Source organism: Bradyrhizobium sp. AZCC 2262, assembly GCF_036924535.1.
In the GTDB taxonomy this organism is placed as follows: domain Bacteria; phylum Pseudomonadota; class Alphaproteobacteria; order Rhizobiales; family Xanthobacteraceae; genus Bradyrhizobium.
In genome coordinates this window covers 1,489,165-1,515,960 of record NZ_JAZHRT010000001.1, presented here as the reverse complement: position 1 = coordinate 1,515,960, position 26,796 = coordinate 1,489,165, and the positions used below count along the sequence as shown (strand labels likewise).

The following is a 26,796-nucleotide window of genomic DNA, read 5'->3' as shown; positions in this document are numbered from 1 at the left end:
AAAACCGCTTAGTCGCTTCGCGCCTTCGGACACACCCGCATGAACGCGAGGGACTTAAGCGAACCACCAAAACGGAACAATCAAGGACCCCCCTTGACCGTCTTCGGAACTATGCATGCGCATTTTACTTAATCAAAATACTTTATGAACTCAGCTATCTCGATCCCGACCAACTGTGTCGAAGCGGCAACACCGCCGAATACACAACATCGCATCCAGGCGGCGACCTAAACGCTCCCCAATTGGATGAATTTGTTATTAAATCAGCTAAGCTGCTTGATGCAGACTCGGATCTGGGGGGAGTCATGGGACAGGAACCCCGCAAGGGATCGGACTCGTCGAGCCGCGCCAAGCGCGCAGGACCGAATGAGCTCGGCGGGAAGAATCACGACATCGCCCGGCAATTCGCCTGGGAGATCGCCGCCATCAACGTGCACCTCCAGGAGATTCGTTACTTCTGGGCAAAAGCCCTCGGCGTCAGCGGCCCGCAATGGATGATCCTGATGGCGTTGGCCGATCTGGATCAGGGAGAGGGCGTGCCTGTGAAGGTGGTGTCAAAGATGCTCTATGTTGACCCATCCTTCGTAACGACCCAATCGAAAATGCTCGAAAAGAAGGGCTTCATGCGCCGAAAGACCTCAGGGGACGACGCCCGGGTCGTGCAGATGTCATTGACGGACAAGACCTACAAGCACATCGCAGCCCTGGCTTCCCAGCAGGAGGAGCTCAACAACTTCATCTTTGCCGAATTCAGTGACCGCGAACTCAGCGAGTTCACCGGCAAACTCGCGGCACTGAAGATCCGCCTCGAGAAGGCCTGCCTCAAGGTTGCGATGGACATATGATTATTTGCGGCGGTGTCAGGCTGGTACCTGGTCGAGGCGATCGGCAAGCCAGTCGAAGATGAACTCGTTGGCCAGCGTAGGGTTGTCATAGTGGCCTTGCGCAGCGGCGGTTTCCGAGCTTTCGAAAATCTTCAGTGAAATATCGGGATGATAGGACTTAAGCCGTTCGAACAGATCGGTAACAATGCTGCTTTCCAGCCAGCCCTGGCCGCCCACCGTGATCAGGACCGGGCAATGGAATCTTGGCCCAGGCCAGCCTCCTCCAATTCCCGCGCTTCCCCCACCATCCCGCCAGAGGCGGTTCGTCAAGAAGGCACGTTCGTGCATATCCCAGAGTCCGCCGTCGCAGACCACGGCGGCGAAGCGATTGTCGAGAGCGACGCCGCGCGCCACAAAGGACGACCCTGCCCCATCGCCAAGAATGGCTATCCGGTGTTCGTCAACATCGTCCCGCGTCGTCAGGTAATCCCTCACGCAACCGACCGACGTTTCCAGATCGCGCCGGCCGACCACCTCCGCGAATTCGGCGCCGACGCCGGCACCGAGGAGATCCACGGCCAGCAGAGACATTCCTCGCTCGCGCGCATAACGCGCCACCTTGAAAAGATACTCTTCCTTCCAATGTCCGGGATCGCCCATGCATACGACGACTGGCGCTCGGCCGGAAGCCGCCGAGGACGGCAAGAAATAACCTTCCAACACGTGGCCTTCCAGCCAGGGAATCTCGACCACCTCGCCGGCCGGAGTCAGATGCGCGATGTAGCGGCGGGTGCAGGCGCGCATGATGCTCAGCGCGTCCTGCCGCTTCTTGTCCGCAGCGTCCAGTGCGAACGTGGATGCCTGATAGTAGTTGATGGCCCGAAGCCAGTTACTTTGCGCGGTCAACACATGACCGCGCTCGAAGGCAGCGTTGGCGCGCTCATGATTAAGGTCGGCAATCCTGATCCATTCCCGATACCAGGAATTTCCGCGATCATTCGAGTCGATCCGACTCGCGGCAAGGTAGCATTCGGAAACCATCGAGCCGCCTTCCTGAGCCGCCCCTAGCAGCCTCAGGAATTCGGTCGAGAACTCGTCGGTGTCCAGCCATTGAACCTGGCTTTCTGGATCAAAGTGAATTGTCATCTACCGGCGCAGCTTAATTGATTACGTCAGCTGTCTACTACAGATTCAATGTCGTTCGCGGACAACTTTGCGAGAGCTGCATTGGCATTCCGACATAGCTGCCATCGCCACGGCTCCTTTGCGTGGTGCGACGGATGCAGCCCTAGGTAGTTTCGAACATCAAACCGTCATATGCCCTCATCGTCGAATGCATGTGCCGATGTCGCCTCAATCGGTCACGTTCTGAATCCGTTTCTGTCTTATTCAAGGGGGAGCCGCCTGTCGCGGATGTCCGCCTCCCCCGCCTTGCTGGCTGGAACCACTCCTTCCCTTCCGCGTTTTTCTCGCATGAGGATTCGCGAAGAAAATTGCAACATGGTCCTGCTGGCCGTTGTCGCGTCTTTCAGCGTAGCCATTGCGGGCGGCGCAACGCTGTTGGGTAACAAGCCGGTGCCGTTCGCCGACCGGACGACCGGCCGCGTCGAGCAGGCCCCCTCACCCGACAAGCGAATCATCTATGTCAGCGACCAGCCGCCGGTACGCGTGGTCGGCGCGCCATTTGTCCCGAACACAAATCCCCGCGAACGCTAAGGCCACGCCACGAGCCGCGGATCTCGCGCCATGTGCACGTTGCCAGTCACGAACTGTCACCGTTTTGTCACCTCGCGCGCAAAAGCGTGGCAGTTATCCCCAGCCACCCTCCCCACCCGCTTGATTCCACAAAAACCGTTTGATGGAGTGACTTGGGCCGAGGTGTTTCATGAAATGGATGAGGGAACGCGATCTCCTGATCGCGCAAACGATGGCGTTTGTCCAATCGGTGACCGGCAAGATGCCGGAAGCCGAGACGATGGTCGGCGCGTCGGTTGCCCCGCTCTCCGTCGAGACATCCGAAACCACCCGTCCAACCGCAGCCCTCTTCGACATTTCCGCTCTGCTGGCTGAGACGCCACCTGCCGCTCGGGCGCCGACCGAAGCTCAAGTCCCGACAGTAGAAGTGTCCGGGGAAACGGCACGGGAGATACCGAGGCCGGTCCCCCTTGCCCGTCCCGACGTGCGGGAGGATTTCCAGTCCGAGATCAAAGCGCGGATCGCCAGTTTCCGCGCCCATCAAGAGCGATTCAACCGCGAGCGCGAGGCCTACTGCACGGCCACCATGGCCAAGGTCCACGCCGCCTTGAAGGAAGGCGCACTGCCGCCGCGGCTGGGTAAATAGCCTGACATCCCTTGCCCGGACGCAAGCGCTGCCTACCAAGGACCATTCTACTTTGCTTGGGGTTGTTTTCGCAATTTTGTCCGGACCACGCTCTGAGCGAGCCTAATTCCCCGCGATCTTCTCCAGCACCGGCAGCAGATGCGTGAGAAACGCCTGCGGGTCTTCGCTCATCGGAAAGTGGCCGAGCCCCTTCATGATGGTGACCTCGCAGCCGGGAATACTTTTCGCCACCGCCAGCGTCTCCTCCGGCGTGCAGGAATAGTCGTATTCGCCGGACAGCAAAAACAGCGGGCAGCGCCTTGTGTCGATCTGCGCGACCCGACCGCGGATGTCGCCGTCCAGCTTGTAGAAATAGAGATCGCCCTTGAAGACGCCGGGACCGCCCTGCATGTAATGCCAAAGCGTTTCCCAGCGCTCCCTGTCCGGCGCATCGGGGCCGACCAGCCCTGAGACGATGGCGCCGCAGACTTCGCCGCCATGCACGTCCGCCCGGTGGAGGAAGTTGAGGTCATAATAGGGATCGACATGCGCACCGGCCTGCAGGCCGATGATGGCGCGAAATCGTTCCGGATGCTCGAGCGCCAGATGCAGCGCGATGCGGCCGCCGATCGAGCAGCCGATCAGGATCGGTTTGTCGAGGCCAAGCGCTGCCGAAATCTCCAGCACCATGGTCGTATATTGCGCCGAGGTGAGCTGATATTCCTCCTCATGCCAGCCGGCAGGCGGCGAGGATTTGCCGTGCCAAGGCATATCGAAGGCGATCACGCGGTGGTTTCGGGTAACACGCGTGTCGTTCATCAGGCCGCGATACTGCCGCCCGTCACTGCCCGCGGTGTGCAGGCACAGCAACGGTGACCCCTCGCCGGCTTCCTCGACATAGATCCGGTGCGGCCGGCCGAACAGATCGAGATGCATGTAGCGGCCGGTAATCGGCTCGAATCTCGCGCTCATGCGGCGGCTCCTTCGCGCAGCTTGGCAAGGGCTTCCTTGAAGTAGCGCAGATGGGACATGAATATCTGCAGATTGCCTTCGGCCTTCAGCGCGCGCCGCTTGATCAGCGCCATCAGGTCATTCGAGCCCGGTGGCGGCCGCCTGCTCCAGAATTTCTGCCATTCCTGTTCGGACGCACGGAGCGCAAAGGACGAAGACGGCATCACGAACGGCCCTTCCGTCACCGAGACGATACGGCCCTCGAAGATGGAGATCAGCCAGGGCGTTGCGCCAACTTCCAGAAGGAAACTGGTCGTTAGATACCGGCCGCGCCGGACCAGGCCCTCGTCGTCGTTGACCCGCTGCTGCAGCGTTTCGATCATTTCCTGCCCCGTCCTTGATCCGCCGGCCGCTCGCGCGGCTCTCCCCTTTGGCAGTCATGTTCAGCGGAATGAGGCGGGCGTCAATCGGCCTGGGCTAAAGCCAGGCGCATACCAGTGCCACGTTGGCCGCGCAGGCGACCAAGAGGCAGACGGTCAGCGTGAGTTGGACACGCTCGCAGGAGGTCTGGAGGCTCGTTCTCATGGCCGGAAACATCCGGCGATTCTGGCGGTCGAGTCTCGGGGATTCTTTTTTCGGGCGTTTACGGCTCGTTAAAGACTCAGAGACTCCACAAAAATGGGCCGAAGCGAGCCAATTTGCTCCCGAAACAGCCTGTCGAATGGCGGCATGGCAGCCAAGCCTGAAACCCGGGCCCCGCTTCCGCGTTGACCGTTTTTGCCGGAGCCGACAATGCCCTACGCGCTGTTCTCAAACGATGCCAAGCTGAGCAAGGCCTATCCCACCGCGGCCGACGTCTGGAAGATTGCCCAGAAGAGCGGCCTCGTGGTCGATGTCGTCTCCGAGGACGACAAAGAGCACCCTCATCCGGTGCTGGACCACGACTACGAGATCAAGCCGTGCCAGCTCGAGCCGTATGAAGACCCCGCTCGCAACAAGGCCGAGGCCGAGCGCGAAGCGCAGACGGAATTGCAGTTGGCGTCGTAAGGGGACGGCGGCCGGTCGGGCAAGCAACGGCTCTCGCCAGATGGGTCCCGTTCGCCGGGGACGACATCCGAGGGAGAAAATCGGTTTTACGGCGTCGCCGAGACCAGCGAAGCCTGTTCCGAAGCCAGAGTGACACAGGCCTTGCGCCGCTGCAGTCCCCTGATCGCGCCGGTTACCTTGCGCACCTTGCCGGCCCCGCACGACGGATCCTGCACGAGGGCGATTTCATAGGGAGCAAGAATAAGCGGTTCGGATTTCAGGACAGTTTGAGCAAGGCACGGAAACGCCGCTGCGGAAAAGATCAGCCCTAACGCAAAAGCACGCATGTTTTGATGTCCAACCAGCCGGCTGGAATTTATAATAGCGGATCATGACGAAAAGTTGCGTGCAGCGCGAAATTTTTTTTGGCGCACTCAAAGTGCACGCGGCAAGCCACGCGAGGCGCAGCCGCGCCGGCATCCGATCAAAAAAAGGCCGGCGTGACGCCGGCCTTTTTGGGTCTCGATACGAAGCGCCGTATCAATATCTGGAGGCAGCAGGCCCACCCCAACCAAACCGGTAGTTCACGCCGACCTTGGCGGTGTGTTCGTCGTTGCGGAAGCTGCGACCGGCGATGTCGGCAGGGCCTGCCGTGAAGGTGGTGTTGCCGAAGTTGTAATACTGGTATTCGGCCTTGGCCGACCAGTTCGGGGCGAACATGTATTCAAGGCCGCCGCCGACGGTGTAGCCGTCCTTGTGGCTGCCGTTGGTGGTGAAGGCCGCCGGCACGCCGGCCACCGACACCCCGAGATTGTTGCCGTCGCGCCAGGCGTAACCGCCCTTGGCGTACAGCAGCGCCGGGCCCCAAGTGTAGCCGAGCCGGCCGGTCACCGAGCCGATCTGGTCGGTGTTGGAGGTCACGAGGGTACCGCCCGGAAACAGCACGCCATTATTATTGCTGGCGGGCAGCCAGCTGTACTGGGCTTCGGCACCCATGACCCAGTTCGGCGCGAACTGATAGTCGAAGCCGCCCTGCACGCCGCCAAGGAAGCGGGCGTCGCTGCCCTGCAGGGAGTTGTTGCCTGCGAAGGCGCCGCCCACATGGCCACCGATATAAAATCCGGTCCAGTTATAGACGACCTGAGGCGCGGTATAGGCCGGCGCCTTGGTATAGGGCCGCGGCGGCATGTCGGCCGCAAAAGCTGGAGCCGCCATGGCGGCCAGCGCGGCAGCGCCGAGCAAAATCTTCTTCATCATCATTCCCCGTTACGGACGTTGCAGACACCAATCCAAACAACGTGACTTCATTTAGGTTGCTTTGCGGCAAGTGCCCGCGACCCGATGGCGCGCCACTGTGACGGCACAGCAACAAAGCGCTTTAGTTCCCTCGCACGTAAGACTTTTTCCTCCGTTAAGGAGGTGGTTTCCCGCTTAGTTGATGTCCGGGGTGGCTAAGGCAAGGTTCAACCCTCGCCGAAAAGTGATCCAAATTCGTTCACGGTTCCGTCCAAGGCCCCCCGGAAGACGGCCCCCCCGCCGGCAGGCTCTTCGCCCGCCGGCCGGCCAAGCTCCCTTCAGGAGCGAGCCACTTCGATGATCGCATTAGCAAAGGCCTGCGGCGCCTCTTGCGGCAGGTTATGTCCGATGCCCCCGGTGACCAGGCGGTGAACGTATTTGCCGGAAAACTTCCCGGCATAGACCTTGGGGTCCGGATGCGGAGCACCGTTGGCGTCGCCTTCGAGGGTGACGGTGGGCACCGTGATGGCGGGTAATTTGGCCAGCCGCTTTTCCAGTTCGTCGTATTTCGCCTCCCCCGGGGCGAGACCAAGCCGCCAGCGATAGTTGTGGATCACGATGGCGACATGGTCGGGGTTGTCGAAGGACGCCGCGCTGCGTTCGAAGGTGGCGTCATCGAAATTCCACTTCGGCGAGGCGAGCTGCCAGATCAGTTTTGAAAATTCGCGCCGGTATTTTTCGTAGCCCAGCCGGCCGCGTTCGGTCGCAAAGTAATACTGGTACCACCATTGCAGTTCGGCCGTCGGCGGCAATGGCTTGCTATTGGCCTCCTGGCTGCCGATCAGATAGCCGCTGACCGAGACCAGCGCCTTGACGCGCTCCGGCCAGATCGCCGCGACGATGTCGGCGGTCCGGGCGCCCCAGTCGAAGCCGGCGACCACCGCCTTGTCGATCTTCAGCGCATCCATCAGGGCGACGACGTCGGTGGCGAGCGCGCCCTGCTGGCCGTTACGCGGGGTTTCGACCGAGAGGAAGCGCGTCGTGCCGTAGCCGCGCAGCCAGGGCGCGATCACCCGGAAGCCCGCTGAGGCCAGCAGCGGGGCTACATCGACGAAGGCATAGATGTCGTAGGGCCAGCCGTGCAGGAGGATGACGACGGGACCATCGGCGGGCCCGGCTTCGGCATAACCGACATTGAGAACGCCGGCCTCGACCTGTTTCAGCGCGGCAAACGAGGTGTGGGCGCCCGGCCTGATCGCGCCCGCGCCGACCCTGGCGTCGCCGGACTGCGCAAAGAGCGCGCCGCTCATGGCGAACGGCGCCGCCGCCAGTGTCACGGCGGCGGTGCCGAGGAAGCGGCGGCGGTCAGGATTGGTGGACAGGGGCATGGATTGCACTCCGGCTACATCTGATACGATTAGATCGCATACGATCTAAATAACAGGCTACCTTATGTCAAACCCTTCCGGCCGACGCGGCATCACACTCTCGTGTGGAGGCCGGGATGAATTCCGACAAGGCTGATCCGGCCAATCCAAGCCATGCTGGGCCACAAGCTTGGCGCACTTTCAATGAAACGCGCGCGAAATCAGCGCGTCAGTTTTTCCAGGTCCGCGAATGGCGCGTACGCCACCCCCGCACAGGGCTCTGCGGCGTTTTCGATGATGCGGTCGAGGCGACCGTCGACGAAGAGCATGGCGCGTTCACGTGGCTCGCGGTAGCCGCCGTCGGACTCGCGCGCGCTGAACCGGAGACAGGCGACATAGCGCAGTCGCCCGCCGACGACGCGCTCGACCGGCTCGGCCATGACGGCGTCGCGCACGCCGACGGGGTCGTTGAGATAGGTCTTCAGGAACGACAGCACCTCGGTGCGGTAATTTTTGGGAAAAGGCTGGCTGGAGACGCCGCGGTCGTCAGTATAGGTGATCGGCTTGCCGTCATCGCTGGCGGCACAGGCCGACAGCATGATCGGCAGCAACATCATCGCCGCGAATTTGGCCGAACGTTTCAAGCGAACTCTTCCCCTGCCCTTCGCCGTCTCTTAGACCGCCCGGCAGCGAAATGGAATTCGCAACTCGGTTATCTCCTCACTTCGCTCTCGAAAAGTTGAGCGCGCCAGCCCACGGCCATTAGCGAAGCAAATGGCGCGTGGGCTGGTCTGTCATTCGCAGGCGCTGGGCAATGGGGGCGAAATGCGCGCCGGCGAATCAGGTTCAGCTGCGTTTGGCGGCCGGCGTCACGTGCTTGACCGCAATGTGCTTCGCATGCGTCTTGTGCAAGCCGATGTGCTTGTGGTGGCGATGATGCCGATAATGCTTGTGATGGCGGCCCATCGTTGCATTGGCGTTCAGCGCCTTCGATTTGCCTTCAGCCTTGATAACAGGTGCCTGCGTGGACTTGTTCACCGGCGCCTGCGTGGTCTTGTTCACCGGAGCCTGCGCGGTCTTGCCCGGCGTGCCGGCAAGCGCAGGCGCGGCGAGAACGGAAACGGCAACGAGCGCTGCGGAAATGGTCTTGAGCATGGTTGTCTCCTCTTTCCATGGGACCCGCGGGCATTTCCGGTCGAAAGGCCGGGCTCGCCGATCATGCATGCGAAGCTAGCGGCTCCACGCTGAACCCCTCCTGAATCGGACTTTTGGATTCCGTTCATCTGAATGACATCTTCGTCATGTCCGTTGACTGCGCACCGCCGATGAAAATTGGCGGAATCAAGGGAAGCGGCGCGGAAATGTTCTCGGCCGTCGGGGGTTCAACTCAGCGGGCTTCGGTGTAGGATTGCCGAACCGGCCATCAGGAGAGATGCATGAATAGACTTGCGATCAGGATTTTGACTCTTGCAATGCTGTCGCTCACGCTCGCGGCCGCCCCTGTCGTTAGCGTCGTCTACGCAGCGCCCGACAACGATCCCCCGCCGCCGGACAAGAAGAAAAAGAAATCCAGCGAAGCCCGCCCGGGCAACGAGCAGACCGCATTCGCCCAAAACGCATTCGCTGACGGCTATCGCGCCGCCTACGCCGCGATCTACGACCGCCACGACTATTCCTCGGCAATCACGCAGCTCAAGGCGCTCGGCCGTGACGACTCAGCCGCCGTCGCCAACCTGATCGGCTATTCCTATCGCAAGCTCGGCGACTACAAGGTCTCGCAGATCTGGTACGAGCGCGCGCTCAAGGCCGATCCGAACCACGTCAAGACCTGGCAGTATTACGGCCTGTGGCAGGTCGAACAGGGTAATCGCGACCAGGCGCAGTACCACCTGAACCGCATCGCCCAGCTCACCGGCACGACAAGCGAGGAATATCGCTCGCTCGCCGCCGCGCTGGAAAAGCCGCCGGGCACCGGGTTGGTTTACTGAGGCACTAGCCTCTCGTCGTCATTGCGAGCGAAGCGAAGCAATCCACATCACGACGGAAGTCTGGATTGCTTCGTCGCTCCGCTCCTCGCAATGACGACACAATGAGAACCGGCGCAGTGCATGATCACTGCGCCGGTTTTTTATTGTTGCGAGTTCACTTCATCGCCTTCTCGACCTCCGCACGAAATGCTTGACGTGCGGCGTCGCGCGAATAGAACATGTGGCCGCCGGGATAGACCACGAGTTTCACCCGGTCCGATCGCGCATAGGCCGGCAACTGGTCGAGAATCACCTTCGAGCCAAAATAAGGTGTGGCGAGATCGAACAGCCCGTGGCCGACCAGCAATTTCATTTTCGGGTCGAGCGCGAGAATCTGGCGCAACTGCGAAACCGACTCGGCCGGACCACGGCCGAAATCCCAGGCTCTGTTCACGGCTTCATTGAGCAATTGGTACGAGCCGTCGGGGCGCCAATTGAGTTTGCGCGTGGTAAGGTCGACGGCCGCGCTCGTCAGCGGCGCCATCAGGGAATCGCCGGAGGGATCGCCGAAAAGAAAGTAGCTGGAATCCGGATAGGGATCGAAGCCCGACACCGAGGCGTCGTAGCGTCCCGTCACGCGGCCGTTGCGGCGGTCGAACTCCCTGCGGAATTCGCCGACCTCGAAACGCCCGGCCAGCCTGCGGCTCACCGCCTGATCGATGCCGGTCAACGCGGCCACCTTGTCGGCAAGGCGGGTCGTCGCCTCTTTGTCGGCCTGTCCCTTGATAAGATCGGTGAGATATTCGCCCTGCGCGTAGCGTTCGACATCGGCGAGATCGGCGCGCGTCACCGCTCCCTTGGCTTCGCGCGCGACCGCCGCCATGCTCGGCAGCGTGTACATGTATTGCAGGAGGCTCGAGCCGCTAAAGTCGCGATAGTCGAACAGCGGTGAGATCATGATCACGCCGCGCACGCCGACGCCCTGCTGGGTCTGCAGATTGCGCACGATCTTCGGTCCGCGGATGCCGCCATAGCTCTCGCCGGTGACGAATTTCGGCGACAGCAGGCGGTCGTATTTTTCCAGCCAGCGCCGGATCACGAGCGCGATGGCGCTGACGTCGCCGTCGACGGAGTAGAGGCGCTTGCGCGTATCGTCGCCGGACGCGACGAAGCGGCTGTAGCCGGTGCCGACGGGATCGATGAAGACGAGATCGGTGAAGTCGAGCCAGGTCTCGGCGTTGGGCAACAGCTCAGGCGTCGCTGACGACACGGCGCCCTCGCCTGTGATCGACACGCGCCAGGGGCCGGCGTCGCCGAACTGCAGCCAGGCCGAGGACGCGCCCGGACCGCCGTTGAACAGAAACGTCACCGGCCGGCTTGCGCGATCGACGCCCTCGAGCTGGTAGGAGGTGTAGGCGATTTCGGCCTGGGGCTCGCCCTTGTCGTCGAACAGCCGGATCGAGCCTGCGGTGGCGGTGAAGTCGAGCGTGCGGCCGGGCAGCGCCAGGGTCTGCCTGGTGGTGGAATCCGGCGGCAGGCGATGTTGTTCGGCCGCGGGCGGCTGGGTTGTGGCGCCGGCCCGCCCTGCTCCGCCCTTCTGGCCCGATGGCGACGGCGACGGCGTGGCCGCAGGTTGCTGCTGCGAGGCCGGCGAACTTGCCTCCTCGGCGCGCGCCCCGCTCACCCAACACACGACCAGGAGCGTGGCGGCAAGGCACATGGGGCGCGTCGCCGTGAAACGAAAAGCCATGCCGTTTGCTCCCTGTGCACCCGCGATCCAGCCGCGCGCTCTGCGGATTCTGCCGCAACAGTGCGACAATGAGGCCGTGGTGCACAACAAGGAGAAACTTTCTCGAAAATCACAATCCCGACAGCATCGCGTGAGAAAGCGGTCAATGCGTCCGGTGGTTGTCCACGCCGGCCGTCAGGTGCTATCGGTCGGTTCCGTCGACGCACCGACGGGTATTTTTGATCCATTCATGAAACCAACCGGGCGCTGGCGCGACTAACGAACCTGCGCTTTCCGATGGGGACTCAACATGAAACGTTCGATTGCTGTTTGTCTCGGCCTGATGGCGGTGGCCTCTCCGGCGGCCGCAGATTCGCCGGTCGCGGTGGTCGAGGACGTTCAGGGCAAGGTCACCGGCGCGGAATTCATGGACTATGTGACGCCCAAAGCGGTCATCAAGATCGGCGACGGCGGCTCCGTCATTCTCAGCTACCTGAAGTCATGCCGGCGCGAGACGATCAGTGGTGCCGGCACCATCATCGTCGGCACCGAGGAGAGCGCGGTTCACCTCGCCGACGTCAAGGCCGAGAAGACGAATTGCGATCCCAACCAGGCCAACGCGACCACGCGCGAGACCAGCGGCGTCGCCGCCACCGTGCTGCGCAGCGTCGAAGCCGCTTCCCTACCGCAGCCGCAGCTCACCCTTTACGGCGCATCGCCGCTGGTGGAGGCCAAAGGCCGCGGCAAACTGGTGATCCGGCGCCTCGACGTGCCGGGCGAGCGTCAGGAGATCAGTCTCGGCGGCACCCAGCTCAAGGGACGGTTCCTGGATTTCGCCAGCGAGAACGTCGCCCTGGCTCCCGGCGGCCTCTACACCGCCACGTTCAAAACATCGCATATCGTCTTCAAGGTAGACCCGCAGGCCAAGCCCGGCGCGACGCCGATCGTCGGCCGGTTGCTGCGGATGGAATAGGCGTGACGGGCCACCCCGCTTGAGAATCCGGCGCAGCACGCGCAACAGGATGGTGGTTGCCGCCATCGTGCTGGTCTGCGCGGCGGCTTCGGTTTCCCCCGCCGCCAGACCGATCCGCGGGCTGTCCCTCGACCTCCTCACCGCGCTGCGCTGGGAAATGTTCGGCCACGGGCAGGATCCGGCCGCTTCGCCGGCGGTCGTCGTCGCGATCGACGAGGAAAGCCTGCGCACCGCCCCGTTCATGGACGCGCCAATGCTGACCTGGACCGGGGAGATCGGCCGCGTGCTGAGTGCGACGCTCGAAGGCGGCGCCAAGGTCGCCGGCTTCGACATGGTGATTCCGAAATCGATCGAGCAGTCGGAGATACCGTTCGGCGAGGGCACGCTCGGCGAGAAAGTCCGCGGCTTCGACCGCGACTTCCTTCGCGCGCTGGCCGGCGCGGCGACGAACGGCAAGGTGGTGCTGGGAGAGATCCTGGGCGGCAACCAGCCGGTCAGGCCATCGCCGGGACAGCGCGTCGCGGTGCGCCAGCAGCAGAACATCCGCCCGCTCAACGTTCATGTCGACAGCGACGATATCGTGCGGCGCCTGCCGCTGGACTTCACCGTCAACGGGACGACGGTGCCCTCGATGGCGGTCGAGCTGGCCTCGCGGGCGCTGGGCGCCGCACCCGAGTTCGATGAACGCGGCAGGCTGACGCTTGCCGGCTACCGCGTCCCCGGCCGCGTGCCTAACACCATGACGCTGAATTTCGAAGGCGGTGCCGACGACATTCCGACCTTCTCGTTTGCCGACCTGCGCGCGTGCGCCGTCAAGAACGACAAGGATTACTTTCGGCGGTGGTTCGCCGGAAAGGTCGTCATTTTCGGCAGCGTTCTCGATATCGAGGACCGCCGCCAGACCTCCAAGCGTTTTGCGACCGGAATCGAAGGCGCGCGCGTACCGCGCTGCGCGGGTGAGAGTACGCCGGTCACGGCCGGCTTTCGGATCAGCACAATCGCCGGCGTCTATATCCATGCAACGGCGGTCAACAATCTGATCTCGCGCAACGCGGTGGTCGAACCCGGCCCGCTGGTGCGCTTTCTGATCTCTGCCCTGTTTGCGGCGCTGGCGGCAGTCGCCGCGTGGCGGTTTCGGCCGCTCAGCGCAGCAATGGCCTGGATGGCCGTGATCGGGGCCAGCATTGCCGGCGCCACGATCGCGTTCAACCACGCGCTGGCGCTGCCGATCGCCGAGCCGTTCCTGGCGAGCCTTTTCGCGCTCGCCGCCACCATCGGCTTCCGCTTCGTCGTCGCCGACAAGGACCGCCGCCTGCTGCAGAAGAGCTTTGCGCTCTACCTTGCCCCGCACGTCATCAACCGCATGCTGTCGTCGAACAAATTGCCTGAACTCGGCGGCGAAACCCGCAACGTGACGGTGTTCTTCTCCGACATCGAGGGATTTTCGCTGATCGCGGAAAAGATGTCGCCCGACAACCTGATGGAGCTGATGAACGAATATCTGTCGGCGATGACCGACGTCATCGAGCGTCACGGCGGATACGTCGACAAATATATCGGCGACTCCATCGTGGCGGTGTTCGGCGCGCCGGCCGACGACCCTGATCATGCCGCCAACGCGGCGCGCGCCGCGCTGGATTGCTGCACGCAACTGACCGAACTCAACGCTTCTTCCGCCCTGTTCCAGGAATGCAAGCTGGCGCAGCGGATCGGCATCAATTCCGGCGAGGCGCTGGTCGGCAATTTCGGATCACGGCGGCGCTTCAACTACTCCGTGATGAGCGACGCCGTGAACCTGGCATCGCGGCTGGAGGGCGCCAACAAATTCTATGGCACCACGGTCATCGCTTCCGAGACCACCGTAGCCCTCACCGGCGAGGCCTTCGCCTGGCGCGAACTCGACGCCATCAGGGTCAAGGGACGAACCCAGGCGCTGAAAATCTACCAATTGCTGGCGCTGTCGGCCGAGCTGACGTCCGCGCAAGCGACATTGATCGCCAACTACGCCGACGGGCTGGCGCAGTGGCGGGCCCGCGAATTCGATCGCGCCGCGCAGTGTTTCGGCCGTTCGGCCGACATCGACCGGCCGGCGTCGCTGTTTGCGGCGCGGGCCCGGGAATTGGCCCAAAACCCGCCGGGCGAGGACTGGGACCCGATCCGGACGTTGCAGGAAAAATGACGTTCCGATGACCAGCGGTTTACGTTACCGGCGCGAAAGAGCGGGCTGGCTATCTCGACAAGCCTGCCTAAGGTGTATAGACGAGCGCGGCGCAATCCGGCGCCACCCGATCCTGGTGCTACCCAAGAGTTCGTCGTCCGATGGCCACCCCCAAGCGATACGACCGGATCGCCTTTGTGGCGAGCGCAAGCACCGAAGCGCAGACCGCGCTGGCGCAGCTCGTCAAGCTCTACGGCAATCACGATGCCGACGACGCCGACGTCGTGGTGGCGCTCGGCGGCGACGGATTGATGCTGCAGACGCTGCACCGGCATATGCGCTCGGGCAAGCCGATCTACGGCATGCATCGCGGCACCGTCGGCTTCCTGATGAACGAATTCACCACGCACGATTTGCAGACGCGGCTGGCGGCGGCGCGGGAATCGCTGATCAATCCGCTCCTGATGCGCGCCACCGACATCCATGGCGCGGTGCATCTGCATCACGCCATCAACGAGGTCGCGCTGTTTCGCCAGACCAACCAGGCCGCACGTCTGCGCATCCTGATCGACGAGCACGAGCGGATGGCGGAATTGATCGCCGACGGCATCCTGGTGGCGACGCCGGCCGGCTCCACCGCCTATAACCTCTCGGCGCAGGGGCCTATCCTGCCGATCAATGCCGCGCTTCTGGCGCTGACCCCGATTAGCGCGTTCCGGCCCAGGCGCTGGCGCGGCGCGCTCCTCCCCAACTCCGCTTTCGTTGTCATCGAGGTGCTCGAAGGCGAAAAGCGTCCGGTTGCGGCCGCCGCCGACCATGACGACGTGCGCGATGTCCGCCGCGTCGAGGTGCTGTCCGACAAGACGATCTCGATGCGGATGCTGTTCGATCCCGGTCACAGCCTCGAGGAACGCATCCTGCGCGAGCAATTCGGATCCTGACGCCCACCTGGTGACCGCCTGGTGACCTTGAACCGGGTTCCTGTCCTGAAAAAGTGGCGCCATTCGCTATCGGCGCGTGCCGAATAGACCGGCTTCGCAACCATTCCTTAACGAGCACCGCGATATGGTTAACACCAGTATACCGTTTAGCTTGGCCGGGCCGGACCATGTATCGCATCGACTTCAACAAGCTGCGATTTCTGATTTGCGACGACAATCCGCACATGCGCCGCATCCTGCGGACGCTGTTGCATTCGTTCGGCGCGCGCGAGGCCTATGAGGCCGAGGACGGCGCCACTGCGCTGGAAATGTACAGCCACTACGTGCCCGATATCGTCATCACCGACTGGTCGATGCCGATCTTTGACGGTCTCGAACTGGCGCAGATGATCCGGCAGCCGGAATCGAAGGGCAACCCCTACGCGCCGATCATCATGCTGACCGGGCATTCGGAGAAACGCCGCGTCACCGTCGCACGCGATGCCGGCGTCACCGAGTTTCTGGCGAAGCCGATCTCGGCCAAGGGACTCTACCAGCGCATTCTCAACGTCGTCGCCAACCCGCGCCCCTTCATCAAGACCAAGACCTATTTCGGCCCCGACCGCCGGCGCAATACCAACAACGCCTATATCGGCCCCGAGCGCCGCGTGGGCGGCGAGGTGGAAGTCATGCAACAGCCGTCGCTGCTCGACAAGGCGCGCTCGGCCGTCTAGCGCCGGCCCGGAGAGACCCTGATGACGAAACAGAAGCCCGGGACGATACAGGTCAAGTCGTTTGGCGATCACCACGTAATCACGCAGCCCAATCCCTTGCGCAAGGTATTGCTGCGCGTTCCCGAATCCGACCTCGACGATCCCGTCGGGCGCGCGGAAAAGGCGCTCGCCGGACTGTCCGGTGAATTCAAGAACTGGATGACGATCGAGGCCGACCGGCTCTCGGCGGCGCATGCGGTCGTTCTCCGCGACGCCTTCACCACCGACAACCGCGAAGAGCTGTTTCGCGCCGCCCATGACATCAAGGGCGACGCCGCCACTTTCGGCTTCCCTTCCGCAGGCGCCGCCGCCGAAAGCCTCTGCCGCATCATCGAACACGCGCCCGACCTCGACCAGGTCCCGGCCGAGCTGATCACCCACCACATCAACGCCATTCAGGCGATCGTGCGCGAACGCACCAAGCTCGACACCGTCACAATGGCCAGCAAGCTGAGCAAGCAGCTGCGCGGCGTCGCGGACGAATTCCTGCTCAAGGTCAACCGCGACCGCCCCGAACATCTCGAAGCGATCCTGGCGCCGAGCATCGTTCCGGCGGAATAGGATCTGGCGCGGCTATCGCCACAGGTCGTCCCTGCGAACGCAGGGACCCATACGCCGCGGCTTATCCGTGGAGCGATGGAGCGACCATCTTCTGAAACAATCAGCGTCGGTGGTTATGGGTCCCTGCGTTCGCAGGGACGACATCGAATGTGTGGTTACAATGCTGGCCTACGCCGCGATCAGATCGCGCACGGGCGGCACGTGCGCTTCGTCGGCGACCAGTTCCTCGCAGAACATGCGGGCTTCCTCGCGCGCGGACTCGGTCGCGAAGCGCCGCAGCAGGATCAACAGCGGCTCGGCGGATTTGCCGTCGGTTTCGCAGTGGGTCAGAACGCGCTCGACCATGCGGCGGCGCAGTCTCTCCGCCCCGCCGGTCGTATCGACATAGCCGGTCTCGCGGCTGGCCTCGAGCGCGACGCGGAACGCCGCAAAGGTCGATTCCGGAAGGCCGGCGCGAACCAGCAGCGCCTGCAGGCTGGCGTTGCCGCGGTCATGCACGAGCGCGGTAACGCGGGCCAGCGGCAGGTCGGCCAGTTCGGCAAGCGCGGCCTCGAACAGTTCGAGATTGCCCGACAACAGCGCGCGCAGGATCAGGCCGGCGTTGAGCTGCCCCGTTGCGCGCAGATGCTGGACCAGGCCCTGCATGTCTTCGCCGCGCGAGCGCGCCGCGATGCTGATGGTCGAGCGTTCGCGGGACTCGTCCGCCAGCCGCCCCGCCCTTTCGGGGCTCAGCCAGTAGCGGGCGGCAGCGAGCTGCGCGAGCGTGTTGGTCAGTTTTGCGACCAGCGCCGCGCGGGTGGCGGCCGGCAAGCCTTCCAGTACCAGCATCGCTTCCCTGATGGCGGCGAGATGGCCATGCCGTTCGACAATGCGGTCCCAGGAAAATGGCGCAAGCTCGGCGTAGGCGTTTTCGATCAATTCGAGCGCTGCCGCCGCCGAACCTACTTCGGCAATCGCGGCGGAAACCGACGACGGCAAATTGATGCGGCGAGCGATCGCGCATTGCGTGTCGCTGGTACCGGTCGCGACGATATCGACGAGGTCGGCGTCGATCAGGAGCGGCGAATGTTCGAGCACCGGCAGCGCGATCGACGGCTGGTCGGCCGCAAGCGCTCGCACGATCGTGGCCGGCGCGTCAGGGCTTCGCGAAAATACTTCCGCCATGGCCTGGCGGACCAGCGGCGACGGATCGTCGAGCAGCATCAGCAGCGCGCCTTCGGCGGCGATGCGATCGTCCTCGGTGAGATCTGAAATCAACCAGGCCCGCGCCAAAGCCCGCGTCGCCTCTGCCCGCTCGCCTGCCGGAGCGGTACGAATCCAACTGATGAACTGCCGAACGATCATGGTCCTGGCTACGCAACGTGAGACGACACCGTGACGCGGTGCCACTATTAGAAAAAATAAACCATGACGCTTAACAAAGGGTTCACCATAAACGGCTGGTTTTATTGACGTTTTGTTAAGGGTGCGAGGTAACCCGGCACAGGCACCGCCCTTATCCCCAAGGAGCCGTGCATCGCGCGGCGTCTCGCAGAGATGGCCACGCACACTACTCGGGCCGCATGGTTCGAGACGTCGCTTCGCAGCGCCTCACCGAACATGCTGCCGCATGTCAGCTGCTGAATGTGCCTTCGCGGTCGCTGAAGAGATCGAGTCGGCCGGGAGCGCGAACCTCGGGCGTATGTCCTGACAGCGCGGTGCTCGCCGAGGTAAGCGACGAATTGCTGCCCCACAACTCCTGCACCGCCGGCGAAATCGGCTGCGCGCGTTCGCCGGCCTGGAACAGCGAGCGGAAGATCGGCTCCGATGACGCTGCAGCAACCTGCGACGTTGCGGCAACCGGCGTTACGCTGCGCTGATCCGGAAAGCTCGACAGATAGGCGGCGTTGTCGATCGCCGTCGCCGCCGGCGCGGCGCTGCTCGCGACCGTGACGCGCCTCGGCAGATCGCCGCCGGCAGCCGCCATGGCGGTGCGCGTCACCGGCGAGTTGGCGGCGGCCGCGTAGCGCGTGCTCAGCACCGAATAGACCTGCGAGACGCTGCGCGCGTTGCCCGATCGGTCGTAGAAGATTGACTGGTTGGCCGCCGCCGCGTTCGGAAACATCTGTGCGGCGGATGCGTTCGGATTGTCCTCGGCGTTCTGGATCAGCTTGCCGGCGCCGCCGACGCCCATGAAATGCGCCATATAGAGTTCGGCGTCGGTCGGGCGGCGGCCAATCGTGCCGGTCAGCTTGAAACTGTTGGACTGGGTCAGCACCGCCGCCATCGACGAGGCGGCATCCGGATCGTCGCGCAGTTTCATGATCGTGGCGCGCGCGGTGGGATCATCGACCGAATAGCTGCCGGAAGGATTTTTGGTGATCGCGTCGGCGTATTTGCCGTAGCCGAGATGGTCACCCGCCTCCTTCACCGTGCCGAGCCAGGTCTGGTCGATGAACTGAAACAGCCCGCGCGCCGACGAGGTGCTGGCGGCGGCCTTCGGATTGAAGTTGGATTCCATCTTCGCGGTGGCGAGCAGGTATTCGAAGCTGGCGCCGGTGGCCGAGGCGGCCTGCTTGATCGAGCCCGCGATTCTCGCGCGCGTGGGATCGACACCTGCCGCAGCTGTGGCGCTTGTTGTGTCGACCGACATGTCTCTGGTGCCCCGCTCCTCGCGAAACGACCGCGCGGGCGCTCAAGGCCCTGGCAATCAGCGCCTATACACGGGCGAGACTGCCGCAATTATGGTTAATGGCGCGTTAAGAAATCGTTCCTTGCCCACCGTTCACGGCTGAGCTTCGTAATAGCGGGCGACCTGGTCGATCTCTTCCGCGGTCATCTGACGGGCGATATTGCGCATCTGCTGGCTGATGTCGTTGCGGCGGGTGCCGGCTGCGAAGGCCTGCAGTTGCGCCTTGATGTAGACGGCCGACTGGCCGCCGAGCCAGGGGCTGCCGGCCTTGTTATCGACGTCGCCATGGCAGGAGCCGCACGGCGCGATGTTGCGCATCGGCGCACCGATCGTGACGATCGCAGGGGCTGCCATTGTCGGATCGAGCTTGTTCGACGGCACGCGCGGCAGATAGGCATAATAGGCCGCGATATCCAGCATGTCCTGATTGCTCAGATTGGCCGCGAACGGACTCATGATGACGTTGACCCGCGCGCCGGTCTTGAAATCGTTCAGTTCCTTCCAGGTGACGGCGGCGAACTGCCCGGCCAGATTCGGCGAATTGGCGTCGCTGACGCCCTGCGGCCCGTGGCAGATCGCGCAGCGCTGCGCCAGCGTCGCGCCGCGGCCGATCGAGACCTGATCGTGCCGCGTGAGCATCTCCGAGGTCATCACCACGTTCGAGGTCTTGAAATCGGGCTGAATGGCGGCGCCCTGCTGCGACACGCGCGGCACGCCCGCGGCGCTGCAGATCGCATCCCACATGCCGCTCAGTTTCAGATCCGGCTGCGCCAGCGGCAGCCAGATCAGGCCGGCGAAGGCGGCAAGCACCGCGATGGCGGCCGTCACGCCGACGCTCGCGCTGAACCACGGATTGCGCAACGAGAACAGCGGCTGCTCGCTCATCGGCTCGCTCCGACATAGACCGCGGGCACGTTGGTTTCCTTCAGAACCATCAATTGCGCGATCGGATAGCCGTAATTGACGATGGTGAGCCCGACCATCAGGGCGAGCCAGAGCCCAAAGCTGTTCAGCGCGGCCGGAAGTCGCGCCGGCATGTGCAAGGGCACGGCGAACCGGTAGGCACCCGCTTCGCTGGCTGGCGAACGCTGGCCGCGGATCAACACGGTGAGAAACAGGATTCCCGAGACCAGCAAAATGAAGCCGCCGATCGCCGACATCGACACCGAAAACGCCTGCGGCGAGATCGCCGGATTGGCATAGTCGTAGAACGCCATGCGGCGCGGCATGCCGAGGATGCCGACATAGTGCCACGGGAACGTCGTCACGATCATGCCGATGAACCACAGCCAGAGCTGGGTTCGCATCAGGCCGAAACTTTCCAGCGCGCGGCCGGTGAGATGCGGCCACAGATCATAGGCGATCGCGAAATACATGATCACGATGGCGCCGCCGAAGATCAGGTGAAAGTGGCCTGTGATCCATTGCGTGTTGTGGACGGAGGCGTCGAGCTGATAGCTCATGTTGATCAGCCCGCCGGCGCCGCCGAAGCCGAGCATGACCAGCGATAGCGCGGTCGCCAGCATGATCGGATTTTGCCAGGGCAACGCGCTGACCCATCCGAACGCGCCGCGGCCACCGCGCAACCGGCTGGCGATCTCGGCGGAGGCGCAGATGGTGAACACCGTCAGCAGCGTCGGCAGCGCGACCAGCCCGGTGAACACCGAATGCATGAACTTGAAGCCGGCGCCGACCTGCGGGTCGGCAAACAGGTGATGCACGCCGATCGGCATCGCCACCACGACGAACAGGATAAAGGCAATCCGCCCCATCGGGTCGCTGTAGAGCCTGCTGCCGATCGCGCGCGGGAAAATCGTGTAATAGGCGATATAGGTCGGCATCAGCCAGAAATAGACGATCGCATGCAGCGTCCAGGAGAAGAACACGCGCGCCAGCCCGGCGTCGATGGTCGACCTCAGGCCGAGCGCCACCGGCAATATCTGGAAAATGATCTCAAGCGCCGCACCGACCGCCGTCCAGCCCCAGAGATAGGCGCCTGCGACATTGGCGAACATCGCCAGCGGCACCGGCTTGTCGGGATTTTCCCGCTTCCAGATCGCCAGATTGATCGGCATCAGCGCGACCCATATCCATGAGCCGACCACTACCATCACGACGCCGATGTAATAGAAGGGATTTCCGACCATCGGCGGGTAGAAGGTGTAGAGCACCGAGGCGAGCCCCAGCGAGACCGGAATCATCGCCACCACGGCACCGACCGCGATCAGGAAAAAGCCCGCCCAGGCCCAGCGGCGGCCGACCAGCGGTCTTTCCAGCGCCGCTTCCGTGATCGCATAGCCGAACCCCATCGCGATCAGGGTCGGGAATACATAGCCCATCGCCGAGCCGTGCGCAGTGACCGAGCGATAATAGAATTCCGGATTGAAGTGCCAGGCGTTGAGCGGACTGCGGACAAACATCTGCCAGGCGCCGAGCACCAGCGCCGCGCCGAACACGACGAAGGCGAGCCAGAAATGGGCGAGGATGAGGCGCTTGTTAATCAACACAGGTCAGCCTCCGTCGCGCTGCGGCAAGCTTGGCAAAGGCATCCTTGTCCACCACCTTGACCTTGCCCCACATGCCCTGATGCCCGATGCCGCAGAATTCCTGGCACGGCATCACGTGATCGCCCGGCGCCTTGAAGCGGATCGGCAGCACGGCGACGTAGCCGGGCACCAGCATGGTGTTGATGTTGGTGCCCTCGATCAAAAGGCCGTGCACCACATCCGCGCTTGTCGTGCGCAGGGTGATCGGGGTTTCCGCGGGCACCACGATGCATTGCGGCGTGAATGAATATTGCTGTCCGACCGCGCGCACGGTGACCGAGCCGTCGGCCTCGGGCACGCTGCCAAGGTTGCTTTCGACGAATTCGCCGGAAAGATGCAGCGTCTTGGGGTCGGAGGTTTCGACATGACCCTGCGGCATGGTCGCCTGATGGATGCCGATGAAAGTCGCCATGCCGACCAGCATGCCGACGATCACGATCGAAAGGATAGCCCATCGCCGTTCGATGCGGGCTGCGACCGCCTCGCCGACGTCGTGATCCGTCTCTGTCGTCATGCTCGGGCGCTCATCATGTTCAAACGCTCCTGGGCAGGAATACCAGGAGGTAGAATGCAAACCACAGCGCGATCACGATCGCGGTCGCGATGCCGGCAACTGCAATTGCGCCGCCTGGACCGGAGCGGACGATGGCATCGACGCGCTCCTCTTCGGAGCCCAGCGTGGACGATTGCGGCGGGGTTGAATTGATCATGAGCCCCTCAGTTCAGCGTTGCCGCGCGAAGTTCATTGGCCTGTCGCGCCGAGACGGCTGCGCCGCGATTGCCCCAGGAGGTGCGGATGTAGGTCACGACGGCCGCGACCTCGTCGTCGGACATCCGATGCGCGAACGGCGGCATGCCATAGGGCATCGGATTTCCCGCCGTCCCCGGCGGATAGCCGCCATTGAGCACCATCCGGATCGCGTTGACGGCCGAGACCATCTGGATCGACTGGTTGCCGGCGAGCGGCGGATAATGCGGCGGCATGCCGAGTCCCTGCGCGCCATGGCAGCTGGCGCATTCGCGGTCGTAGATCTGCTTGCCCAATGACAGCAGCAGGCTGCTTTCCGCCGAAGGCAGCGGCGCTGTCGGCTTATCCGGCGACGTCCCCTGCGCGAGAGACTTCAGATAGATCGCCATCGCGCGGGTGTCGTCGTCGTTGAGATATTGCAGGCTGTTGTAGACGACTTCGGCCATCGGTCCATAAACCGCACCGCGAGCGGAAACGCCCTTGCGCAGATAGTCGGATATCTCCTCGATGGTCCAGTCGCCGAGGCCGGCTTCCTTGTTCGAGGTCAGCGACGGGGCGTACCAGTTCTGCATCGGAATCAAGCCGCCCTCGAAGGCCTGCGATTCCGAACTGCCGCCCAGCGCATTGATCGCGGTGTGGCACATCCCGCAATGGCCGAGGCCTTCGACCAGATAGGCGCCCCTGTTCCACTCCGCCGATTTGGTCGGATCGGGCTTGTACACGCCCTCGTTGAAGAACAGCGTGCGCCATCCGAGGATCAGCGAGCGGTTGTTGAAGGGAAATTTCAGATCGTGCTCGCGGTTACGCTGCTTCACCGGCGGGATCGAGCGCAAATAGGCGTAGATCGCGTCGCTGTCCTCGCGCGTCACCTTGGTGTAGGAGGCAAATGGCATCGCCGGATAGACCAGCCCGCCATCGGGGAAACGTCCGTTGTGCATCATCTGGTAGAACTGGTCGGACGTCCACATGCCGATACCGGTTTGCGGGTCGGGCGTGATGTTGGAGGTGTAGAGCGTGCCGAACGGCGTCTTCATCGGCAGGCCACCAGCAAAGGTCTTGCCCTCGCGCGCGGTATGACAGGCGATGCAATCGCCGGCACGGGCGAGATATTCACCCTTGGCAAGCAAGGCCGCGTCCTGCGCCGGCGCAGGCGAGGTGCCAGCCAACAGCAACGATACGAGGAAAGCCGGGAGCAGAGCTTTCAAGGTTCTCGGCATGTGCACGATCTCCCCTTCAGTTCGGCTGGCTGCCGCAGGCAAGCGGCATCGGCAGGCTGCCGCGCCTGGCAAACGACGGGTCCGTCGGCGCGGGACGCGATGACAGGAAGGCCGCGACGGCCTTGACGTCGTCCTCGGTCAGGAGACCCGCGACGATCTGCATGCAGTCCGGTGCGGCTGCGGTGCGCGTGCCGTAGCGCCAGCCGCCGAGCTGGGCACTGATGTAATTGGCGCGCAAGCCAAGCAGACCGGGTATCGCGGGCTCCATGCCGCCGAGGCTTGGGCCATGGCAAGCGGAGCACGGCGGGACGCCGTTTTTCGGATCCCCCTCCTTCACCAGTGCTTCGCCACGGGCGAGGACGTCATTGCTGACGGTGGGAACGGCGGGCGCCGGAAATGGCGGCCGCAACGAGGCAAAATGGTCGGCCATCTGCTTGAGGTAGGCGTCAGGCAGAAAATCCAGCAGATAGTTCATCGGCGGATATTTGCGGCGACCGTCCCTGAATGCCACGAGCTGATTGTAGAGATAGCCCGCGGGCTTGCCCGCCAGCCGCGGAAAATACACGTCGCTGGTGCCCTCACCCTCCGCGCCGTGACACGAGGCGCAGGCGAGCACGCGCGCGGCCATGGTGTCGGGGGCGCGCTCAGGCGGTGGCGCCTGGGTCTGCGCTTGCGCGAGCCCGACCGGAAGCGCGATCGAAACAAGAAGGGGGAATATCGGTAAAGTTCGAAGCAGCACCGTCATTACCCCATCGCGACGACGAGATGGAACTTTTGCATATCACGCACACGGAGGCAACGAAGCCCGGCCGCTTCGCACCTCCGTTTGACATGGATCAATTGAATTTATTTGCGATAGACTTTGTTCGGATCGAATTGCCTGTCCGCATCGACGAATGACAACCGCGTGTCACCGTCGGCCGCGTCGATCTTGCGATAGAAGCACGAATGCCGCCCGGTGTGACACGCCGCGCCGTGCTGCTCGACGCGAATCCAGACTGCATCCTGATCGCAATCCATGCGCATCTCGACCACGCGCTGGGTGTGACCCGAAGTCTCACCCTTTCGCCACAACGCGTTGCGAGACCGGCTGAAATACCAGGCCTCACCGCTCGCGATCGTCTTGCGCAGGGCTTCGTCGTTCATGTGCGCGACCATCAGCACGTCGCCCGTGGCGGTATCAGTCGCAACGCAGGTTACGAGACCGGACGCGTCGAATTTGGGCTGGAAGACCAGCCCCTCCTCACGCTCGTTGGCATCTGCGGATTTGGACACGGCAGTCCTCGCGGAAATTCCGGCGAGGTTACCGGCTCGGTCCTCGCACCAGGGACAGGAAACGCTGCTGCTCCGCCGGATTGTCGCGGAACATGCCGGTGAACCGGCTGGTGAACGTCGTCGCGCCATGCTTGGCGACGCCGCGCACCGACATGCAGGTATGCTCCGCCTCGATCAGCACGGCAACGCCACGGGGTTTCAACACCTCGTCGATCGCGGCCGCGATCTGGGCGGTCAGGTGTTCCTGGGTCTGCAGGCGGCGGGCGAAGATATCTGTGAGCCGCGCCAGCTTGGACAATCCCACCACCCGCTCGACCGGCGTATAGGCGATATGCGCCCTGCCGTAGAACGGCATCATGTGATGCTCGCATTGCGAGGTGAATTCGATGTCCCGGATCAGGACGAAATCGTCATAGCCGGCGGTTTCGCCAAAGGTGCGGTCCAGCACCTCGGCCGGGCACTGGTGGTAGCCCTGATAGAGTTCGTCAAAAGCTTCGACCACTCGGCGCGGCGTATCCAGCAAGCCCTCGCGGTCGGTGTTCTCGCCGATATAGCTCAAGAGCGTGTGCACGGCCTGTTCGGCCTCCGCGCGCGAGGGGCGCGGCAGGTCGGCGCGGACGGCAGCCGCCAGGAACTCGGCCGGATCGAGCTCGGTCGGGCGGGTCTCCGGGGTCACATCGGGCGATTTGACTTCGGAAGGCTTCAAGTCAGGAGCCTTGCCCGGGCGGAGGGATTTGATCAATGCGTCCATGTCTTCTCCGTTCGACCGGTCCGAAAGACCGGAGTGTCACCGGGCAGACGGGGCGGTTTCGCCGCCGGGCGCCTGAGTCCCATCCACAAAACGCCGGCGGCCGCACTGGTTTCAATCCCGGCGCGCCTTCGGCGAAACGGCCGGGCTGTTTTTCCGCCGTTCCTGTCCATATATAGGACGATGAAACCCAGCCGCCAAGGGCGCTCAGACCGCCGCCCGGGACACCTAATCTCATGCTGAACGACATCTACAACAAGCGGATCATCGAACTGGCGGGCAATATCCCCCGCCTCGGCCGCCTCCCCGACCCCCACGCCAGCGCCACCGCCCACTCCAAACTGTGCGGCTCGACCGTCAAGATCGATCTCAAGATGGAAGGGCCCGTGGTCACCGACTTCGCCCATGACGTGAAGGCCTGCGCGCTAGGACAAGCCTCCTCCTCGATCATGGCAAGCCATGTGGTCGGCTCGACGGCCAGCGAGTTACGTGAATTGCGAGAAACCGTCCGCAAGATGCTGAAGGAAAACGGTACTCCCCCGCAAGGCAAATGGGCCGACATCGCCCTGCTCGAACCCGTACGCGACTACAAGGCCCGTCATGCCTCGACCATGCTGACCTTCGACGCCGTGGTCGACGCCATCGGCCAGATCGAGGCCCGGACGAAGCAGACGGCGCAGGCTTAAGGGGTAAGTCCCGCCCAAAACCAATCCCGTCATGCCCGCCAACGGGTCTCGCCTTCGGCGAGCCCGATGGCAGGCTCCGGCGGGCATCCAGTACGCCGGG

31 protein-coding genes are annotated in these 26,796 nt (G+C 63.4%); 12 read left to right on the top strand and 19 right to left on the bottom strand.

Going from position 1 to position 26,796, the window contains the following annotated elements; genetic code table 11:
* Positions 1–242 precede the first annotated feature (242 nt).
* Positions 243–845 (top strand): MarR family winged helix-turn-helix transcriptional regulator, encoded by a 603-nt coding sequence (locus tag V1283_RS07070; RefSeq protein WP_334385712.1) that lies wholly within the window; start codon positions 243–245, stop codon positions 843–845.
* Between the two features lie 15 nt (positions 846–860).
* Here the strand turns inward: V1283_RS07070 and V1283_RS07065 are convergent, their stop codons facing one another.
* On the bottom strand, positions 861–1,970 hold the full coding sequence (locus V1283_RS07065; protein ID WP_334385711.1) for an alpha/beta hydrolase family protein: 1,110 nt from the start codon (positions 1,968–1,970) through the stop codon (positions 861–863).
* A 354-nt stretch (positions 1,971–2,324) separates the two neighbouring features.
* Here V1283_RS07065 and V1283_RS07060 point away from each other — a divergent pair, with 354 nt between their 5' ends.
* Both V1283_RS07060 and V1283_RS07055 read left to right on the top strand, forming a co-directional pair.
* Positions 2,325–2,540, top strand: a complete 216-nt coding sequence (locus V1283_RS07060; protein WP_334385710.1) for a hypothetical protein — start codon at positions 2,325–2,327, stop codon at positions 2,538–2,540.
* A 169-nt stretch (positions 2,541–2,709) separates the two neighbouring features.
* Complete coding sequence (locus V1283_RS07055) at positions 2,710–3,165, top strand: hypothetical protein (RefSeq protein WP_334385709.1); 456 nt, start codon at positions 2,710–2,712, stop codon at positions 3,163–3,165.
* Between the two features lie 102 nt (positions 3,166–3,267).
* On the opposite strand, the gene V1283_RS07050 is transcribed toward V1283_RS07055, so the two are convergent.
* The gene (locus V1283_RS07050) at positions 3,268–4,116 is read right to left on the bottom strand and encodes an alpha/beta fold hydrolase (RefSeq protein ID WP_334385708.1); all 849 of its coding nucleotides are present in this window, start codon (positions 4,114–4,116) and stop codon (positions 3,268–3,270) included.
* A complete protein-coding gene (locus tag V1283_RS07045; protein WP_334385707.1) occupies positions 4,113–4,478 on the bottom strand; it encodes a hypothetical protein in 366 nt (121 codons plus the stop codon). The genes V1283_RS07050 and V1283_RS07045 overlap by 4 nt, the downstream gene beginning before the upstream one ends.
* A gap of 409 nt (positions 4,479–4,887) precedes the next feature.
* Between V1283_RS07045 and V1283_RS07040 the strand changes: the two genes are divergently transcribed.
* On the top strand, positions 4,888–5,142 hold the full coding sequence (locus tag V1283_RS07040; protein WP_334385705.1) for a hypothetical protein: 255 nt from the start codon (positions 4,888–4,890) through the stop codon (positions 5,140–5,142).
* An 86-nt stretch (positions 5,143–5,228) separates the two neighbouring features.
* Here the strand turns inward: V1283_RS07040 and V1283_RS07035 are convergent, their stop codons facing one another.
* The 5 genes from V1283_RS07035 to V1283_RS07015 all read right to left on the bottom strand — a co-directional run bounded on the left by V1283_RS07035 (position 5,229) and on the right by V1283_RS07015 (position 8,879).
* Positions 5,229–5,468 carry a hypothetical protein gene (locus V1283_RS07035; RefSeq protein ID WP_334385704.1) on the bottom strand — a complete coding sequence of 80 codons (240 nt, stop codon included), beginning with the start codon at positions 5,466–5,468 and terminating at the stop codon, positions 5,229–5,231.
* A 193-nt stretch (positions 5,469–5,661) separates the two neighbouring features.
* Positions 5,662–6,375, bottom strand: a complete 714-nt coding sequence (locus tag V1283_RS07030; protein ID WP_334385703.1) for an outer membrane protein — start codon at positions 6,373–6,375, stop codon at positions 5,662–5,664.
* 320 nt (positions 6,376–6,695) lie between these two features.
* Positions 6,696–7,745 (bottom strand): alpha/beta fold hydrolase, encoded by a 1,050-nt coding sequence (locus tag V1283_RS07025; RefSeq protein ID WP_334385702.1) that lies wholly within the window; start codon positions 7,743–7,745, stop codon positions 6,696–6,698.
* A gap of 200 nt (positions 7,746–7,945) precedes the next feature.
* Positions 7,946–8,368: a hypothetical protein gene (locus V1283_RS07020; protein ID WP_334385701.1), complete on the bottom strand. Its 423-nt coding sequence runs from the start codon at positions 8,366–8,368 to the stop codon at positions 7,946–7,948.
* Between the two features lie 202 nt (positions 8,369–8,570).
* On the bottom strand, positions 8,571–8,879 hold the full coding sequence (locus V1283_RS07015; RefSeq protein WP_334385700.1) for a His-rich protein BRANT: 309 nt from the start codon (positions 8,877–8,879) through the stop codon (positions 8,571–8,573).
* A gap of 281 nt (positions 8,880–9,160) precedes the next feature.
* On the opposite strand from V1283_RS07015, the gene V1283_RS07010 reads away from it, so the two are divergent.
* Positions 9,161–9,712, top strand: coding sequence for a tetratricopeptide repeat protein (locus V1283_RS07010; RefSeq protein ID WP_334385699.1), 552 nt, complete (start codon positions 9,161–9,163; stop codon positions 9,710–9,712).
* A gap of 154 nt (positions 9,713–9,866) precedes the next feature.
* Here the strand turns inward: V1283_RS07010 and V1283_RS07005 are convergent, their stop codons facing one another.
* Positions 9,867–11,441 (bottom strand): S10 family peptidase, encoded by a 1,575-nt coding sequence (locus V1283_RS07005; RefSeq protein ID WP_334385698.1) that lies wholly within the window; start codon positions 11,439–11,441, stop codon positions 9,867–9,869.
* Between V1283_RS07005 and V1283_RS07000 the strand changes: the two genes are divergently transcribed.
* From V1283_RS07000 to V1283_RS06975, 6 genes are all read left to right on the top strand, one after another.
* The gene (locus V1283_RS07000; RefSeq protein ID WP_334385697.1) at positions 11,425–11,700 is read left to right on the top strand and encodes a hypothetical protein; all 276 of its coding nucleotides are present in this window, start codon (positions 11,425–11,427) and stop codon (positions 11,698–11,700) included. The two genes, V1283_RS07005 and V1283_RS07000, sit on opposite strands and share 17 nt — an antisense overlap.
* 30 nt (positions 11,701–11,730) lie before the next feature.
* On the top strand, positions 11,731–12,393 hold the full coding sequence (locus V1283_RS06995; RefSeq protein ID WP_334385696.1) for a hypothetical protein: 663 nt from the start codon (positions 11,731–11,733) through the stop codon (positions 12,391–12,393).
* A gap of 49 nt (positions 12,394–12,442) precedes the next feature.
* On the top strand, positions 12,443–14,572 hold the full coding sequence (locus tag V1283_RS06990) for an adenylate/guanylate cyclase domain-containing protein (protein ID WP_334385695.1): 2,130 nt from the start codon (positions 12,443–12,445) through the stop codon (positions 14,570–14,572).
* A gap of 140 nt (positions 14,573–14,712) precedes the next feature.
* The gene (locus V1283_RS06985) at positions 14,713–15,492 is read left to right on the top strand and encodes an NAD kinase (RefSeq protein WP_334385694.1); all 780 of its coding nucleotides are present in this window, start codon (positions 14,713–14,715) and stop codon (positions 15,490–15,492) included.
* A gap of 167 nt (positions 15,493–15,659) precedes the next feature.
* Positions 15,660–16,205: a response regulator gene (locus tag V1283_RS06980; protein WP_025590237.1), complete on the top strand. Its 546-nt coding sequence runs from the start codon at positions 15,660–15,662 to the stop codon at positions 16,203–16,205.
* Positions 16,206–16,226: 21 nt separating this feature from the next.
* Entirely contained in the window at positions 16,227–16,805 is a 579-nt protein-coding gene (locus V1283_RS06975; protein ID WP_334385693.1) for an Hpt domain-containing protein, read from the top strand.
* A gap of 168 nt (positions 16,806–16,973) precedes the next feature.
* On the opposite strand, the gene V1283_RS06970 is transcribed toward V1283_RS06975, so the two are convergent.
* The 10 genes from V1283_RS06970 to folE form a co-directional block, all read right to left on the bottom strand.
* A complete protein-coding gene (locus V1283_RS06970; protein ID WP_334385691.1) occupies positions 16,974–18,149 on the bottom strand; it encodes a DUF2336 domain-containing protein in 1,176 nt (391 codons plus the stop codon).
* A 268-nt stretch (positions 18,150–18,417) separates the two neighbouring features.
* A complete protein-coding gene (locus V1283_RS06965) occupies positions 18,418–19,437 on the bottom strand; it encodes a transglycosylase SLT domain-containing protein (RefSeq protein WP_334385690.1) in 1,020 nt (339 codons plus the stop codon).
* A gap of 132 nt (positions 19,438–19,569) precedes the next feature.
* Complete coding sequence (locus tag V1283_RS06960) at positions 19,570–20,361, bottom strand: c-type cytochrome (RefSeq protein WP_334385689.1); 792 nt, start codon at positions 20,359–20,361, stop codon at positions 19,570–19,572.
* A complete protein-coding gene (locus V1283_RS06955; protein WP_334385688.1) occupies positions 20,358–21,983 on the bottom strand; it encodes a b(o/a)3-type cytochrome-c oxidase subunit 1 in 1,626 nt (541 codons plus the stop codon). Before V1283_RS06955 ends, V1283_RS06960 begins: the two co-directional genes overlap by 4 nt.
* On the bottom strand, positions 21,973–22,536 hold the full coding sequence (locus V1283_RS06950) for a cytochrome C oxidase subunit II (protein WP_334385687.1): 564 nt from the start codon (positions 22,534–22,536) through the stop codon (positions 21,973–21,975). The genes V1283_RS06955 and V1283_RS06950 overlap by 11 nt, the downstream gene beginning before the upstream one ends.
* Positions 22,537–22,555: 19 nt before the next feature.
* Positions 22,556–22,732: a hypothetical protein gene (locus V1283_RS06945; RefSeq protein ID WP_334385686.1), complete on the bottom strand. Its 177-nt coding sequence runs from the start codon at positions 22,730–22,732 to the stop codon at positions 22,556–22,558.
* Positions 22,733–22,739: 7 nt separating this feature from the next.
* Positions 22,740–23,987, bottom strand: a complete 1,248-nt coding sequence (locus tag V1283_RS06940; protein WP_334385685.1) for a c-type cytochrome — start codon at positions 23,985–23,987, stop codon at positions 22,740–22,742.
* 16 nt (positions 23,988–24,003) lie between these two features.
* Positions 24,004–24,615, bottom strand: a complete 612-nt coding sequence (locus tag V1283_RS06935; RefSeq protein WP_442895845.1) for a c-type cytochrome — start codon at positions 24,613–24,615, stop codon at positions 24,004–24,006.
* 218 nt (positions 24,616–24,833) lie between these two features.
* Positions 24,834–25,262: a phosphoribosyl-AMP cyclohydrolase gene (gene hisI, locus V1283_RS06930; protein WP_334385683.1), complete on the bottom strand. Its 429-nt coding sequence runs from the start codon at positions 25,260–25,262 to the stop codon at positions 24,834–24,836.
* A 28-nt stretch (positions 25,263–25,290) separates the two neighbouring features.
* The gene (folE, locus tag V1283_RS06925; RefSeq protein ID WP_334385682.1) at positions 25,291–26,013 is read right to left on the bottom strand and encodes a GTP cyclohydrolase I FolE; all 723 of its coding nucleotides are present in this window, start codon (positions 26,011–26,013) and stop codon (positions 25,291–25,293) included.
* Positions 26,014–26,246: 233 nt separating this feature from the next.
* On the opposite strand from folE, the gene V1283_RS06920 reads away from it, so the two are divergent.
* The gene (locus V1283_RS06920) at positions 26,247–26,696 is read left to right on the top strand and encodes an iron-sulfur cluster assembly scaffold protein (protein WP_334385681.1); all 450 of its coding nucleotides are present in this window, start codon (positions 26,247–26,249) and stop codon (positions 26,694–26,696) included.
* Positions 26,697–26,796: the final 100 nt, after the last annotated feature.

Coding starts and splice junctions, on each gene's coding strand:
- V1283_RS06985 (WP_334385694.1), top strand. CDS start 14,713: ATGGCCACCCCCAAGCGATACGACCGGATCGCCTTTGTGGCGAGCGCA.
- V1283_RS06970 (WP_334385691.1), bottom strand. CDS start 18,149: ATGATCGTTCGGCAGTTCATCAGTTGGATTCGTACCGCTCCGGCAGGC.
- V1283_RS07005 (WP_334385698.1), bottom strand. CDS start 11,441: ATGGCTTTTCGTTTCACGGCGACGCGCCCCATGTGCCTTGCCGCCACG.
- folE (WP_334385682.1), bottom strand. CDS start 26,013: ATGGACGCATTGATCAAATCCCTCCGCCCGGGCAAGGCTCCTGACTTG.
- V1283_RS06935 (WP_442895845.1), bottom strand. CDS start 24,615: ATGGCCGCGCGCGTGCTCGCCTGCGCCTCGTGTCACGGCGCGGAGGGT.
- V1283_RS06940 (WP_334385685.1), bottom strand. CDS start 23,987: ATGCCGAGAACCTTGAAAGCTCTGCTCCCGGCTTTCCTCGTATCGTTG.
- V1283_RS06960 (WP_334385689.1), bottom strand. CDS start 20,361: ATGAGCGAGCAGCCGCTGTTCTCGTTGCGCAATCCGTGGTTCAGCGCG.
- V1283_RS06995 (WP_334385696.1), top strand. CDS start 11,731: ATGAAACGTTCGATTGCTGTTTGTCTCGGCCTGATGGCGGTGGCCTCT.
- V1283_RS07030 (WP_334385703.1), bottom strand. CDS start 6,375: ATGAAGAAGATTTTGCTCGGCGCTGCCGCGCTGGCCGCCATGGCGGCT.
- V1283_RS06950 (WP_334385687.1), bottom strand. CDS start 22,536: ATGACGACAGAGACGGATCACGACGTCGGCGAGGCGGTCGCAGCCCGC.
- V1283_RS07050 (WP_334385708.1), bottom strand. CDS start 4,116: ATGAGCGCGAGATTCGAGCCGATTACCGGCCGCTACATGCATCTCGAT.
- V1283_RS07035 (WP_334385704.1), bottom strand. CDS start 5,468: ATGCGTGCTTTTGCGTTAGGGCTGATCTTTTCCGCAGCGGCGTTTCCG.
- V1283_RS07060 (WP_334385710.1), top strand. CDS start 2,325: ATGGTCCTGCTGGCCGTTGTCGCGTCTTTCAGCGTAGCCATTGCGGGC.
- V1283_RS06965 (WP_334385690.1), bottom strand. CDS start 19,437: ATGTCGGTCGACACAACAAGCGCCACAGCTGCGGCAGGTGTCGATCCC.
- V1283_RS06920 (WP_334385681.1), top strand. CDS start 26,247: ATGCTGAACGACATCTACAACAAGCGGATCATCGAACTGGCGGGCAAT.
- V1283_RS07040 (WP_334385705.1), top strand. CDS start 4,888: ATGCCCTACGCGCTGTTCTCAAACGATGCCAAGCTGAGCAAGGCCTAT.
- V1283_RS07045 (WP_334385707.1), bottom strand. CDS start 4,478: ATGATCGAAACGCTGCAGCAGCGGGTCAACGACGACGAGGGCCTGGTC.
- V1283_RS06975 (WP_334385693.1), top strand. CDS start 16,227: ATGACGAAACAGAAGCCCGGGACGATACAGGTCAAGTCGTTTGGCGAT.
- V1283_RS06945 (WP_334385686.1), bottom strand. CDS start 22,732: ATGATCAATTCAACCCCGCCGCAATCGTCCACGCTGGGCTCCGAAGAG.
- V1283_RS07010 (WP_334385699.1), top strand. CDS start 9,161: ATGAATAGACTTGCGATCAGGATTTTGACTCTTGCAATGCTGTCGCTC.
- V1283_RS07055 (WP_334385709.1), top strand. CDS start 2,710: ATGAAATGGATGAGGGAACGCGATCTCCTGATCGCGCAAACGATGGCG.
- V1283_RS07015 (WP_334385700.1), bottom strand. CDS start 8,879: ATGCTCAAGACCATTTCCGCAGCGCTCGTTGCCGTTTCCGTTCTCGCC.
- V1283_RS06980 (WP_025590237.1), top strand. CDS start 15,660: ATGTATCGCATCGACTTCAACAAGCTGCGATTTCTGATTTGCGACGAC.
- V1283_RS07065 (WP_334385711.1), bottom strand. CDS start 1,970: ATGACAATTCACTTTGATCCAGAAAGCCAGGTTCAATGGCTGGACACC.
- V1283_RS07025 (WP_334385702.1), bottom strand. CDS start 7,745: ATGCCCCTGTCCACCAATCCTGACCGCCGCCGCTTCCTCGGCACCGCC.
- V1283_RS06990 (WP_334385695.1), top strand. CDS start 12,443: ATGGTGGTTGCCGCCATCGTGCTGGTCTGCGCGGCGGCTTCGGTTTCC.